Annotated in this window: 12 protein-coding genes; 10 read left to right on the top strand and 2 right to left on the bottom strand. The window is 34.9% G+C overall.

Going from position 1 to position 14,647, the window contains the following annotated elements:
• The first annotated feature begins 248 nt into the window (after positions 1-248).
• The 3 genes from R9X47_RS11100 to R9X47_RS11090 are packed head-to-tail and all read left to right on the top strand — an operon-like array spanning position 249 to position 2,985.
• A complete protein-coding gene (locus R9X47_RS11100; RefSeq protein WP_432666885.1) occupies positions 249-1,529 on the top strand; it encodes a glycine/sarcosine/betaine reductase component B subunit in 1,281 nt (426 codons plus the stop codon).
• Positions 1,530-1,546: 17 nt separating this feature from the next.
• Positions 1,547-2,824 (top strand): glycine/betaine/sarcosine/D-proline family reductase selenoprotein B, encoded by a 1,278-nt coding sequence (locus tag R9X47_RS11095; RefSeq protein ID WP_432666884.1) that lies wholly within the window; start codon positions 1,547-1,549, stop codon positions 2,822-2,824.
• A 20-nt stretch (positions 2,825-2,844) separates the two neighbouring features.
• Positions 2,845-2,985 (top strand): hypothetical protein, encoded by a 141-nt coding sequence (locus R9X47_RS11090; protein ID WP_432666883.1) that lies wholly within the window; start codon positions 2,845-2,847, stop codon positions 2,983-2,985.
• A 281-nt stretch (positions 2,986-3,266) separates the two neighbouring features.
• Here the strand turns inward: R9X47_RS11090 and R9X47_RS11085 are convergent, their stop codons facing one another.
• Positions 3,267-4,967 carry a M56 family metallopeptidase gene (locus tag R9X47_RS11085; protein WP_432666882.1) on the bottom strand — a complete coding sequence of 567 codons (1,701 nt, stop codon included), beginning with the start codon at positions 4,965-4,967 and terminating at the stop codon, positions 3,267-3,269.
• A gap of 58 nt (positions 4,968-5,025) precedes the next feature.
• A complete protein-coding gene (locus R9X47_RS11080; protein ID WP_432666881.1) occupies positions 5,026-5,409 on the bottom strand; it encodes a BlaI/MecI/CopY family transcriptional regulator in 384 nt (127 codons plus the stop codon).
• Between the two features lie 234 nt (positions 5,410-5,643).
• Between R9X47_RS11080 and R9X47_RS11075 the strand changes: the two genes are divergently transcribed.
• The 7 genes from R9X47_RS11075 to R9X47_RS11045 all read left to right on the top strand — a co-directional run bounded on the left by R9X47_RS11075 (position 5,644) and on the right by R9X47_RS11045 (position 14,643).
• Positions 5,644-7,203 carry a sigma 54-interacting transcriptional regulator gene (locus tag R9X47_RS11075; RefSeq protein ID WP_432666880.1) on the top strand — a complete coding sequence of 520 codons (1,560 nt, stop codon included), beginning with the start codon at positions 5,644-5,646 and terminating at the stop codon, positions 7,201-7,203.
• Positions 7,204-7,384: 181 nt separating this feature from the next.
• Entirely contained in the window at positions 7,385-8,587 is a 1,203-nt protein-coding gene (megL, locus tag R9X47_RS11070; protein WP_432666879.1) for a methionine gamma-lyase, read from the top strand.
• Between the two features lie 515 nt (positions 8,588-9,102).
• The gene (locus R9X47_RS11065) at positions 9,103-9,552 is read left to right on the top strand and encodes a PTS sugar transporter subunit IIA (protein ID WP_432666878.1); all 450 of its coding nucleotides are present in this window, start codon (positions 9,103-9,105) and stop codon (positions 9,550-9,552) included.
• 187 nt (positions 9,553-9,739) lie between these two features.
• On the top strand, positions 9,740-10,795 hold the full coding sequence (locus R9X47_RS11060) for a PTS fructose transporter subunit IIC (protein WP_432666877.1): 1,056 nt from the start codon (positions 9,740-9,742) through the stop codon (positions 10,793-10,795).
• A 360-nt stretch (positions 10,796-11,155) separates the two neighbouring features.
• Positions 11,156-11,473 carry a PTS fructose-like transporter subunit IIB gene (locus R9X47_RS11055; protein ID WP_432666876.1) on the top strand — a complete coding sequence of 106 codons (318 nt, stop codon included), beginning with the start codon at positions 11,156-11,158 and terminating at the stop codon, positions 11,471-11,473.
• A 113-nt stretch (positions 11,474-11,586) separates the two neighbouring features.
• On the top strand, positions 11,587-13,557 hold the full coding sequence (locus R9X47_RS11050; RefSeq protein WP_432666875.1) for a BglG family transcription antiterminator: 1,971 nt from the start codon (positions 11,587-11,589) through the stop codon (positions 13,555-13,557).
• A 204-nt stretch (positions 13,558-13,761) separates the two neighbouring features.
• Positions 13,762-14,643 carry a hypothetical protein gene (locus R9X47_RS11045; protein WP_432666874.1) on the top strand — a complete coding sequence of 294 codons (882 nt, stop codon included), beginning with the start codon at positions 13,762-13,764 and terminating at the stop codon, positions 14,641-14,643.
• Positions 14,644-14,647: the final 4 nt, after the last annotated feature.

Below are 14,647 nucleotides of genomic sequence, written 5' to 3'. Positions count from 1 at the left end.
AACGTACGTGCCAAGTCGGTGAACATTTCAAATAACGCAGAAATTCGCCATTCTGAGACACTCCTTTTTTTTGCCGAAAATTAGGCAATGAGTTTGCTGAATATCAGGCAAAGTATGGAGCACGAATATTTAATAGAAGCTGTAATTCTACAAAATAACTGGCTTTAAACAAAACAATAAATTATAATATTTTGTTGGCATCACTTTTGCACTATACAAAAATGAAAAATTAACTAGGAGGAATCAGTATGGAGTTAGAACTAAGAAAAATTAACATCTGTGATATTCAATTTGGCTCCGAAACAAGGGTTTCGGATGGTGTCCTGTATATAAATAAAAAAGAGGTTATAACGCTTCTGAAGAAAGACAACAGGATCAAAGAAGTTAAAATTGACCTTGCAAGACCTGGCGAATCTATAAGGATTATACCAGTAAAGGATGTAATTGAACCAAGAGCAAAACTTGCAGGAGAAGCATTTCCAGGAGTAGATGGGAAAATAGAAGAGGTAGGATATGGGATTACCTATGCACTAAAGGGATGTGCCGTTGTAACTACAGGGCCTATCGTAGGATTCCAAGAAGGAATTATAGATATGAGTGGCCCATTAACAGAGTATACGCCATTTGCGCATTTGAACAATATTGTTATTCATATTATTAAAGAAGATGGGGTAGAACCCCATGAACATGAAGAAACAGTGAGAATAGCAGGAATCAAGGCTGCTCACTTTATTGCAAAACAAGTATTAGATTGCGGACATGATGAAGTAGAAGAATTTACTTGGGATAACGTATATGAAAAAGTTCGAAAGAACCCTGAACTTCCAAAGGTAGTATATGTTTATCAATGTATGAGCCAAGGACTTTTACATGATACTTACTTTTATGGAAAAGACTCTAAGAAAATGTTGCCAACTATCGTTTCACCATTAGAAGTTATAGACGGGGCCATTGTCAGTGGGAATTGTGTCTCACCAGGATCAAAGACAACAACCTTTCATCATCAAAACAATGCGATTATAAAAGAATGCTTTAAAAGAGATGGTAAAGAAATTAATTTCATAGGTGTAGTGCTGAATCCGCTAATGACTACCTTAGATGATAAGCTAAGAAATGTTGTATTAACGACGAGAATGGTAGAGATGCTTGGAGCCGATGGTGTTATTCAATCACAAGAGGGCTTTGGAAATCCCACAACGGACTTAATGATGATCTGTGAAAAATTAGAGAATAAAGGGATAAAGACGGTATTAATTAGTAATGAAGATGCAGGAGTTGATGGTAAATCAGAATCCTTGCCAGATGGAACTATTAAAGCAGATGCAATAATTTCTACAGGAAATAGCAATGCAACTATTAAGTTACCGCCTATGGAAAAGGTATTAGGTGAGCTAAAGGCTATTGAAAATGTGACGGGTGGATTTGCAGGATCCATACAAGAAGATGGAGGCTTAGTTATAGAGATACATGGAATCATGGGAAGTCATAATCTACAAGGTTATAACAAGCTAAGTGCAGTAACAATATAGATAAGGGGGGAAGAGCGTTGAAGAAAATTTTATTTTATACTAATCAATTTTTTGGGCAGATTGGAGGGGAAGAAAAGGCTGGTATAACTCCAGAAGTAAAAGAAGGGGCTATAGGACCGGCAAACCTTTTAATAGGCAAAATAGAAGAAGCAGAAATTGTAGCTACTATTATTTGCGGGGATAACTATTATGCTGAGAATATGGAGAAAGCAAAAGAAATCATATTGAAGGAAGTAGAGAAAATAAAACCTGACTTATTTATTGCGGGACCAGCATTCAATGCAGGAAGATTTGGAATAGCATGTGGTGATTTGTGTTCTGCGGTAGAAGAAAAATTAAAGATACCAGCTATTACTGGACTGTATATTGAAAATCCAGCAGTAGATATGTATAAGGATAAAACCTATATTGTCGAAACAGGAAAATCAGCTGCTGCCATAAGGAAAGCGATTCCTGCTATAGCAAGGTTGGCGACCAAACTAATAAATGACGAAAAGATTGGATTACCAGAAGAGGAAGGATATATACCTAAGGGAATAAGAGTAAATGTATTTAAGGAAAAAACAGGAGCTGAGAGGGCTTTAGATATGCTGGTTACAAAATTAAATGATAAACCATATATATCAGAAGTACCAATACCAACCTACCAATCCATCGAGCCTGCTGATCCTATTAAAGATTTAAAGCAAGCAAAAATTGCAGTTGTGACAACCGGTGGTGTTGTGCCTATGGGAAATCCACATCGTTTACCTGCGGCTACAGCAAAGTTCTATAAAAAATACGACATATCAGGAATTGATGCTCTTGAGGAAGGTGTATATGAATCAGTTCATGCAGGTTTCGATCCTGTATACGCAAATCATAATCCAAATAGAATTGTACCAGTAGATTTACTAAGAGGGTTAGAAAAGGGAGGTGAAATAGGAAGCCTATACGAGTATTTTGTTTCAACAACAGGAAATTCGACATCTGTAGCTGATGCTACAAGGATGGGGGAAGAAATAGGGCAAGAATTATTAAACGAGGGAGTTGAAGGAGTAATCTTAACAAGCACCTGAGGTACTTGTACTCGTTGCGGTGCAACGATTGTAAAAGAAATAGAAAAGGCAGGAATACCAGCAGCCCATATATGTACTGTAACGCCTATATCCGAAACAGTAGGAGCTGTAAGAATTGTAGGAGCAATAGCTATTCCTCATCCTGTTGGAGATCCAAATTTACCTAAAGAGAAAGAAGACAAAGTACGTATAGACTTGATTCAAAAGTCATTAAATCTCTTACAGAGAAAAATGTAAAAGAAATTGAGGAGGATTATTTGGAGATCATTGTTCGCTGTTATCGGATACAACAATTTTATCCTCTTTTTGGAGCAGGTAGCATGAGGGAAATGGTTCTTAAAGTAGATAGAATCATTAAAGATATGATGTCAATAAGAGAGCAATTCTATAAGTACTAATTAGTAAATTAGTATGAATGGGCTGACTCATAAAGACTTCTTATGAGTTCTGCCCCGGGATGCTTCAGAATAAGTGAATTTCAAATAACGTAGAAATTCGCCATTCTGAGACACCCACATTTTTTTATAATCTAATAGATAAAAGTTAGAATGAAGTCATACTTTACTTATATCAACTTGATGGTAGTTAGCGAAAGTGTAGTAAGGGGATGTTTCATTTAACTGTAGTTATTCCACCCTGAGGCCTCGTAACTGAGAAAGCAATGTTGACCTATCAAGATTTATTTCACCAACACCCTATTAAAGTATTCAATTATCCCATTATATGCACCTTCGGCGCAGCGTTCTCTATAGTTATCATCTTTTAGAAGTTTTGCCTCCTTTGGATTTGTTAAAAAGCCTATAGATAATATAATAGCAGGCATTTTTGTATCCCTAAGAACAATTAGCTTAGGTCTTTCAATTATTCCTTGATCAGATGCTTCTAGTTTTTTAACTAGAGAGTTCTTTACTGTTGCTGCAAGTGTTTTATTGTCCCTATCATCACCCCGAGAATAAAAGGCTTGAACTCCATCACTATCACTTTTAGAACTGGCATTTACATGGATACTTACAAAGGCATCGGCCTTAAGCTCATTTGCAAAAGTAGCTCTTTCTTGTAATTTAATATACTTATCATCTTCACGAGTTATATGTACTTTAAAGCCTTTATCTTCAAGAAGTTCTTTCAGTTTTAATGATACATCTAAAACGACTTCTTTTTCTTCCAGTTCAAGGTTAGGATTAAGTGCTCCAGGATCTAGACCTCCATGACCAGGATCAATAACGATGGTCTTATCTTTGTATATAGATTCAGCTGGAGTATTGGCGGTTTCCGTAGAAGGATTTTGGATAACATCGTTTTTATCATACTCGTGGGTAACGGCATTAGTAAGGATAACGGATCCTATAATAGTAAAGAGGATTATGGTAACTAACGATATTTTGTAGGAGCCTTTTTTGAAGTTTCTAATCATCTTTATTCTCCTTTCGAATTGATTATTTTGTTCATAAAAAAACAATAGATTAGTCTGGGGTTTAGTGAAGGAGAAGTTTTCTAAGGATTCTATTATAGTCCTTCCATAGGATATAGCCCCTTCCTCTCCGATAACCTCTAAGACGTATGAATCACATGCAAACTCTCTATCCATACGCATCCTTTTTATACATATCCATACAATAGGATTGAACCAATGTATAGATAATGCTAGAATTCCCAACAGGTTGCCAAGGTGATCATTTCTTTTGTAGTGGCCTAGTTCGTGGAGAAGTATATGGTAAAGCTTACGGGAATTAGTGTTTGTGATCATATTCTGGGGATAATAGATACATGGCCTAAGCATACCATAGGTACAGGGACTCTTAAAATAGTATCCGGTATAGATAGGAACCTCCTTATGTATCCCTAGCTTTTTTCTACATTCATTCAATGACCTTAGAATATCTTTGTCGGCTACTCTATTAAAATGCTTAGTTTTTAATTTGATTCTAACTAGAGATTGGAATACTAGTAAAATCATACAAAGGAAGCCTATAAACCAAGTTAGAGACAACACCATGAAATATGTGTTTTTACCCTGCTTCAATAAGCTTTCTCCATTATTTTTGTCATATATATCAGCTAGTGGATTTTCATATAATTCTCCCTCAGATAGCTCTCTACTTATATCTATAAAGTAGTTTGGCTGATATGGAGTACTTTTTTCAAAGTCCAATTCACTACTTAGTGCTGCAGGCTGAAAAATATTAAATAGACTTAAATTACTTTCGGGAAGAAAGGGTATAAGCAGACGTATCAACACTAAAAACCATAAAAGATAGTGAAGTCTAGCATTAATGGCATTGCGGAAAAGATTCTTTATTAACAGAATCAATAGTGCTACTATACTTGCTTCCAGTGAAGAATTTAAGACCAATGAAAAAAGCCCCCAAATTATATCCATATCTAATCCCCCTTTCTTTTACCTGGTATGATTATAAAATATTGGCTATTTACGATTACTACTTGTCCTTTCCACTCTTCTTTTCTTCAAGTATTCTTTTAAGATTATCTATTTCTTCATCCGATAGATGGGCTTCTTCTATAAAATTAGATAGCATCATTCCTAAAGCACCATTAAATACTCTATTGAAGAAGGACTTACTTTCTTCCTTTATACATTCTTCTTTAGAAATCAGTGGGTAATATTGATATCGACGTCCTGACTTTTTGAATCCAATAGCTTCTTTTTTTACTAGACGGTTTATAAATGTCTTTATGGTTTGCTCAGTCCATGGAACCTTCCCACGTAAAAAATCTATTATTTTTTCTGAAGTTATGGGATTGTCACCCCATATAATCTTCATTATTTCCCATTCGGATTCTGAAATCTTAGGACTAGGCATAAAAGTACCTCCTTAATATTTTCTTTTCATGAAACATTACGTTTACATATGTAATCACAAAACTAAGTTTACAGATGTAATCTTAAAATGTCAAGACATATTTTTCCATAATATAGTACCAAGATCTACAAACTTACTATTCTTTTCAAAAAAACTAATATCTAGAAGGAAATTCTTGCATGTAGATTAGATAGTGGTATAGAATAAGAAAAAAGCTTAAGTTGGGTGAAGTATATGAAAAAATTTAATAGACTTGAGATAACTACTCAGGATAGAGTGGGTATGACATATAAGGTTTTAGAGGTTTTCTATAAGAATGATCTAAGTATTGATTCCTTAGAGGTATTTCCTAATAAATTCTGTGTTAAGTTTAAAATGATAGACAGTAAGCTTAAGGGGATTCTTTTAGAAGAACTTTACAGAGTTGATGGGATTATTTCAATAGAGGAAACCAAGCTTCTCAGCTATGAAATAAATGAAAAAAAGCTCTTCGCAACTATAGATTCCGTTGATAAAGGGATAATAGCTGTTAATAAGAGTTTTGAGATTGAAATATTCAATTACTATTGTGAACAATATTTCAATATGAAGAAGGATAAAATATTGGGACAAGACATAAGGACGTTATTTTATGATAAACCCAATATAATAGAGCTTATTGAAGAAGGCCAAGAGTTTGAAAATGTCAAACTGAAAATAAAAAATGATAAGGGAGAGAACCTGTATTTAGTTTCCCTTAAGGCCATAAGCGATGACGATAATAAAATTCATGGATTCGTTATTTCAATAAAAGACTTTGATGATGCAATGAAGATTGCCAATGCCGTATTACAAAGTGATGAGGGAGCCTTTAGGGAAATCATAGGGAACAGTCCTAAGATTGACAAGGTGAAGAAAATGATTTTAGCCGTTGCAAAAAGCAGTTCTACTATTCTTCTAAGGGGGGAAAGTGGAACTGGAAAAGAACTATTTGCTAAGGCAATCTATAAGCTAAGCGATAGAAATAACAAGAAATTTGTTATATTAAATTGTGCGGCACTACCGGATAATCTAATAGAAAGTGAATTGTTTGGGTTTGAAAGGGGAAGCTTCACAGGAGCTCTAACTGGGAAAGAAGGACTTTTTAAGGTAGCAAATGGAGGAACACTATTTCTTGATGAAGTAGGAGAACTATCTATGACTATGCAGGCAAAGCTCCTAAGGGTTCTCCAGGATGGAACCATAAGAAAAATTGGAGGTACAGAAGAAGAACAGGTAGATGTAAGGATAATAGGAGCCACCAATAGAGACCTAGAAAAAATGATAGAAAATAATGAATTTAGAAGGGACTTATATTATAGGCTAAATGTTATGCCCATATATATTCCCACATTAAAGGAGAGAATCGAAGATATTCCTCATTTAGTGAACTACTTTATAAATGAATTAAATGTAAAGCTAGGAAAGAATATAAAGCATGCAGATTCTGAATTTTTAAAGCATCTCATGAATTATGAATGGAAAGGTAACGTTAGGGAGCTTAAAAATGTTATTGAAAGATCTATGCTTCTTTGTAGTGGAAGTATTTTAAATAGAGATGATATAGTAGTGGATTCTAGAAAGGCTATAGACTTTAAATCTAATAACCGGATATTTAATAGCGGTGATAGGCTAAAAGACATTGTTGAAAGAGTTGAGATAAAGGTGATACAGGAGGTTTTACAAGATAGTAAAAGTATCAGGAAGGCTGCGAAAAAATTAGGAGTTTCCCACACCACTATGATAAATAAGATTAATAAATATAATTTAAATTAGTGTAAAGAAAAGTTTCCGAATGGAAACTTTTCTTTACGTTTTCGTGATAAGTGGTTCATTATGTAACCAAACATTAAAAGTTAGAATTTGTTAGCAAGCATTTCCAATGTAGTAAGCTTGGCATGTAAATTGCTTAATATATGAGCATAATATATTGGATAAATAAAAGGAGGAGTTTCATATGAAAAGGGAAGCTTTACAAAATAAAGGTTTTGCAACTAAGGCTATACATGGTGGAAATAAGACAGACCCAACGACTGGTGCATTAGCTACACCGATTTATCAGACGTCTACATTTGTATTCGAGTCAGCAGAGCAGGGTGGAAAGCGTTTCGCTCTAGAAGAGGAAGGATTTATATATACAAGACTTGGAAACCCAACTAATATGCAACTAGAGGAAAAGATAGCTATATTAGAAGGTGGAGAAGCAGCTATGTCTATGAGCTCAGGGATGGGAGCAATAACATCTGCTTTTTGGACTGCTCTAAAGGCTGGAGACCATGTTATTTCAGCGGATGCTATCTATGGTTGTACCCATGCATACCTAAGTCATGGAATTACAAGATTTGGAGTTGAAGTTACCTTTGTAGATGTAAGTAATCCAGAAAACGTTAGGGAAGCAATGAGAGAAAATACAAAGCTAATATACCTTGAAACCCCAGCTAATCCAACGTTAAAAATCACAGATATAAGTGCTATAGCAGAGATAGCCCATGAAAAGGAAGACTGCCTAGTAATGGTAGACAATACCTTTGCTACTCCATATATTCAAAGACCACTAGAGATGGGAGCAGATATAATTATCCATTCAGCTACTAAATATTTAAATGGTCATGGAGATGTTATTGCAGGTTTTGTAGTAGGCTCTAAGGAGTTTGTTGATCAGGTAAGATTATTTGGTGTTAAGGATATGACAGGAGCTTCCTTAGGACCATTCGATGCATACTTGATATTAAGAGGTATGAAAACTCTAGAGGTAAGGATGGAAAAGCACTGTAAGAATGCTATGGATGTAGCAGAATTCCTAGAAGGCCATCCTGCCATTGAAAAGGTATACTATCCAGGGTTAAAAAGCTTTGAACAATATGAGTTAGCTAGAGAGCAAATGAGTTTACCAGGTGCAATAATAGCATTTGAGCTAAAGGGTGGACTAGAAGAAGGAAAGAAATTAATGAATTCTTTAAAAATGTGTAAATTAGCAGTAAGTCTTGGAGATGCTGAAACACTAATTCAACATCCTGCTTCAATGACTCACTCACCATACGAAAGAGAGGAAAGACTTGAAGCTGGAATAACGGATGGATTAGTAAGATTATCAGTTGGGCTGGAAAGCTCAGCGGATATAATCACAGATCTAAAAGAATCATTAGATGAATTAATATAGGTGCATAATAGAGAGGTTTAACCTACTCAGGTGGCCACTGAGAATCCTTTTGGCTCATGCTATGAACCTGTTTTAAATTGAAAAATAAAGGTTAAAACAGATTCATAAAAATCACCAAAAGGAAGACTTAGAGTCCACCTTCGTTTATAAAATTTTACAGTCTATAGTTATAAAAGTTAATTGGGAATAATAATATAATGTTTGTCATCAAGACTATTTTGTTGTCCTATGTGCGAAGTGTAAAACTGAAAAGGTAAATTTTTCTACGAGTTCAGCACTTCGCATCTCCCACACAAAATACTTGAGATAAAATCAACTCCTTTCCAGCAAAAAAGCTGGAAAGGAGTTTTTACTTTTTAAAAAGTAAAGGTTTCGAATTTAAGACTTAGAACTAAAAACCTTACTATTACCACATCAATCTGGCAATAGGCGGCAATATGCACTAGATTTAAACGTGATATGATTAAGATAACAAAGGGGGAGAATAGAAAAAGACTGGAATGGAGTGAGCTGTTATGGACAAAATTATTGACATAAATCTCATAGATTTGAATCTAAATTGTATTAGTATAGAAGAAGTGATTGAAGCCATGGCGGAATTAATGGACAGATGTGGGAGACTTAATGATAAGGAAGCGTATATAAAGGCAGTTATGGAGAGAGAGCGTTTATCTTCTACAGGTATTGGATTTGGTATAGGTATACCCCATGGGAAAAGTAATGCAGTAAAGGTTCCGAGTTTAGCCCTAGGAAGGATAAAACAAGGTATTGAGTGGCAGTCACTCGATGGAGAACCAGTAAATATTGTATTTCTAATCGCCGTACCACAGGAGTCATCAAACCAGCATCTAAAGATACTAGCATCTCTATCAAGAAAACTAATGGATAAGGGATTTATAAAACAGCTTAAAGAAACTGATGATGAGGAACTTTTAATAAATGTAATAGAAAGCGCTGTTGGTTAAAGGTCTTAAAACTTAGAAGTAAAAATAGAGATTAGATATAAAATTTCCTCAGGAAAGAACATTCTCTTTGCAAAGTAATTATGACTGTAAAACTTTTGCTTAGGTATGTATTTAGGACTTATTTTGACTATAACTTGTGAAGGGGTAATGTTCCTGGGAATATAATAAGTTGAAGGGGGATTATTAAATGAAGGGTGAGGTAAAGAAACTGAGGACCTATCTTATGACAGGGGTGTCCTATATGATCCCAATTGTCGTAATAGGTGGAGTTTTGATTGCCCTATCTATTGCACTTAGCGGAGTAGAGGCAGGAACAGGAGCAAATGTAACTAATCCATTTTTACAGAAGATGTTAGATGTTGGTGTAAAAGCCTTTGGACTTATGGTACCTGTACTAGCTGGATTTATTGCCTTTGGTATTGCCGATAGACCAGGTATAGCTCCTGGACTCGTTGGAGGGGCCCTAGCAAATGAAATAGGAGCTGGATTTTTAGGAGGTATCATTGCAGGTTTTATAGCTGGTTATACAGCTAGATGGGTAAAATCATGGAATGTTCCGAAGCAATTAAAGCCAGTAATGCCGATTTTCGTAATACCTTTAGTTACCACCGCAATTGTAGCTATCGTAATGTATATAATTGGAACACCAATAAGTAGCTTAATGGATTCAATGACAGAGGGATTAAGAAGCATGAGTACAGGAAATGCAGTATTTCTTGCCATAATAATGGGCGCAATGATTGCATTTGATATGGGTGGACCTGTAAACAAAGTTGCATTTATGTTTGGTGCAGCAATGATTGGTGAAGGTGTATATACAGTAATGGGACCAGTAGCAGTAGCAATCTGTATACCTCCATTAGCAATGGGAGTTGCAGCACTGTTAAAACCAAGCAAATATACTGAAGCTGAGAAAGAAGCAGGTAAGGGTGCCATCGCCATGGGACTTATAGGTATTACTGAAGGAGCGATTCCCTTTGCAGCCGCAGACCCAATAAGGGTTATACCTTCTATAATGGTAGGATCTGCTATTGGCGCAGCTGTAGCCGCCATAGGAAAGGTAGGAGACCATGCACCCCATGGAGGCCCAATAGTTCTACCAGTAGTGGATAATAAAGGAATGTTTATAGTTGCTGTATTAGTAGGTATTGCAGTAACAGTACTTATGGTTAATGCATTGAAAAAGGAAGTACATGAAGAAAAGATAGAAGAAGACTCCGATGAGATAAGTATAGAATTCTAATTTTTAATAAAGGCTAGCTCCATCAAAGGAGCTAGCCTCAGATTGTTGACAAAGTCAACAAGATGATAGGCTGTTGAGAAATCTGAAGTTCGAGGCGTGCTGAAACTAAGAGACCGCAGCGTATACAGACATACGCAAGGGTTCTTGGTTGAGGAAACAACGAAGAAATTCTGCTTTGTCAACAGTCTAAGGCTAGCTCTATCACAGGAGCTAGCCTTAAACGAATTTTTACCACAATATTGAGATACTTATAGATTCTTACTATACATTGTTTATAAGAGATAATGGAAAGAAAAAAGGAATATATTTAATATTTAGAAAATAAAATATTACCACAATAGGAATAAAGGGGAGATGAGAATGAAAATATTAGCTGTAACTGCATGTCCAACGGGCATTGCCCATACCTACATGGCTGCCGAGGCCTTAGAAAAGGAAGCTAAGGCAAAGGGTTTTGATATAAAGGTAGAAACTCAAGGTTCAATCGGTATAGAAAACGAAATTACTAAAAAGGATTTAGAAGGAACAGACGTTGTAATATTGACTAAAGATATGGCTATAAAGGGAAGAGAGCGATTTAAGGGGATACCAGTTGTCAGTGTATCCATCGGCGACGTTATTAAAAAAACAGGACCTCTTTTAGATAAAATTGTTGAACATATAAATAAAGGCAAATGATTATATATATCCAAATAGTATTGGAGAATAGTAATTGATTAGATGCTGGTAATTCAGTTATGAGAAATAAGTAGAATCTAGTTTTTCTCTTTTATCCATGGAGGTGAAGAACTATGGATCGGATAATGAAAATTGCTAAGATTTTATTGGAAAGTGAAAAGCCAATTACCATAAATAAAATTGCTTTAGAGCTTCAAGTGTCTAATAAGACTGTACGGAATGATTTGAAAAAGCTTCAGGATTTTATAGAAAGGGAAGGATTAAGACTAAATAAAAAAACTGGAGTAGGAACCAGCATTGATGGACCTAAAGAAAATAAAAGACAACTGCTCCAAACAATAAATAGGGATCTTAATTATATCCAGCCCTATTCTAAGGAAGCAAGACAAAATTATATATTAAAAAGGCTGTTTATGCATTCGGGAAGCTTGACCTCGGGTGAACTCGCCGATGAGCTATACGTCTGTACTGCAACAATTCACAAGGATTTAAAACTAATCGATGAATGGATACAGCCCTTTAATTTAAAGCTGATAAAAAAACGAAACCACGGTATGGAGATAATAGGAGACGAAGAGGATTATAGAAAGGCTATTTCTTATTTGATTTCGGAGGTTAAGGAGGTTGAGGAACTTCAGGAACTTCTATATCCAGAATATAAAGGAAGAATTGATTACCAGTCCTTAGCACAGCTAAAATCACTCTTTAATATTGACTATAAAAAGCTAGAAGATATTTTGAATCAAGTTGAGAATAAGCTAGAATTTAGATTCTCTCAGGAAGCATATATAAGCTTAATTATCCATATTGCAATATCTATGAAACGTATTAAAGAGAATAAGGACATTATTTTATCTAAAGAAATTCTAAGAAATATTAAAGATACTGAAGAATTTAAATGTGCCAAGGATATGAGTGATCAGATGGAAAAGGATTTTGATATTGTGATTCCAGAATCTGAGATTGGTTACATTACCCTTCATATTTTAGGTAGTAAGGTGCATCAAAAAGACCTATGGGGGTTAAATATTGCTTTTGAAAATGTTGACGAGTTGGAGTTGGCAGTAGAAATTGCCCAAAGGGTTATAGAGATAGCCAGCAATGGCTTAAATATGGAGCTGGAAAAGGACCAGGCACTTTTAAATGGTTTAGTTCTACACTTAAGACCTACAATCAATCGGTTGAAGTATGGGATGACACTGAAAAATCCAATTTTAGATGAAATAAAGGCCAATTATCCAGATATATTTGGTGTCGCTTGGATGTGTAGTAGAGTCTTTGAGAAGTATTTGGATGTTAAAATTCCAGAATCAGAGATTGGTTATATTGCAGTTCATTTAGGAGCGGCCGTAGAGAGAAATAGAAAGCAAATCAAAACCTTAGTGGTGTGCCATAGCGGAATAGGAACATCACAGCTATTATCTGTAAGGCTTGAAAGAAGTTTCAAAGAAATTGATATCATTGGTATTGTTTCTTCGACATCAATAACCAACGATATGCTTGATAGGGCTGAGCTGATTATATCTACAATACCTCTCCAAATTGATAGACAGGTTTTAGTCATATGCCCTCTATTTAGAAAGAAGGATATTGCAAAGGTAGATGAATATATAGTTCAAAGGAATAAGAGGCTTGTAACGAGGGGAATTAATGAGGTATATGTCAAAAAAGAGGTTTTTTATAGAAGTAAAAAGTTTATAAATTATGAGCAAGTTATAAGTGATATGTGTAAGGTCTTAGAAAAGAAGCAATATATTAAAAAGGGATTTAAGAGAAGTGTCATAACAAGGGAAAAAATGATGGCAACAGAGGTTGGCAATGGAATTGCTATTCCTCACGGTGAGCCTAACGAGGTAAAAAAATCCTGTATTGCCCTTACAGTCCTCAAACAACCTATCAAATGGAAAAAGGAAATGGTTGAATTTATATTTCTTATATGTATTGCCAAAGAAGATATTGGGAAGACAAAAATTATCTTTAGAAACTTATACAGAAATATGGATAAGGATGAATTTTTAGAGGGGCTAAGAAAAAATACAAAGATTGTAAAGGAGATACTTAATAAATTGGAGATGGGATACTAAGATGAAACATTCTGTGCTGAACTTATGAGAAGCCTTTATGAGGCAGCTTTTTTGTGGAAAGCTAATGTGAATTATTGAAAGTAACGCAACAAAATGATAAAATTAACAGTGTTAATACAATTAACGGTGTTAAATAAATAGAGGAAAGAATAGGAATTTGTATTTTTAAGTAATATTATTATAAGAATGATCAGTTCCCAGGGAGTGATAAAGATTATTGGATTAAAGAGGACAATAATTATTTTTACAATTATTATTATTTTTCTAGCAGTACTGTCTTCTACCATAGGGATTTTTTCAAAGACAGAGGGAGATAAATTTGAATTTACTACCTTAAGAGGCGAGACTGTTCCAATTCAAGGCAGTGGCTTATATAGGTATGATTCTGTTTCAATGGCCTCTCAGGCAATTGCACAGGATATAGTGACATTGGTTATTGGTCTACCTTTAATGATAATAGCATTAGTGCTATTTAAAAATAACAAATTAAAGGGGAAACTCTTGCTTGCAGGAACTCTTGGATATTTTCTATATACCTATATATCATATGCATTTTTAGCTGCTTATAACAAGCTTTTTATTGTCTATGTAATACTGTTTTCTCTCAGCCTGTTTTCCTTTATTTTCACTCTTCAGACAATAGACATAGAAGGATTATCCTATAGATTCCCAAAAAAACTACCAAAGAAAGTTATTGCAGGATTTTCAATCTTTATAGGAAATACTATCTTACTTATGTGGATGGGCCGTATTATTCCATCCCTTATTAGTAATGCTGTACCTGTAGGATTAGAGTCATATTCAACCTTAGTTATTCAGGCCTTAGACGTAGGCATAATTGTTCCCATTGCAATACTTTCAGCAGTCTTATTGTTAAGAAACAGGCCGTGGGGATATTTGCTTGCTTCTGTTTTTCTTATAAAAAGTGTTACCTTGTCAGCGGCTGTTTCAGCCATGGCACTGGCACAGATCAAAGCTGGAATAGAAATTAGTAAAGGTGAAGCAATAATATTTCCAACAATATTTATAGTATCATCTGTCTTAAGCATAACATTATTAGCAAGCGTTTATGAGAAAGAAATATAGCTAG

Origin of the sequence: Wukongibacter baidiensis, assembly GCF_050888315.1 — a bacterium.
GTDB lineage: Bacteria > Bacillota > Clostridia > Peptostreptococcales > Caminicellaceae > Wukongibacter > Wukongibacter baidiensis.
This window is presented reverse-complemented; position numbering and strand designations above follow the sequence as displayed.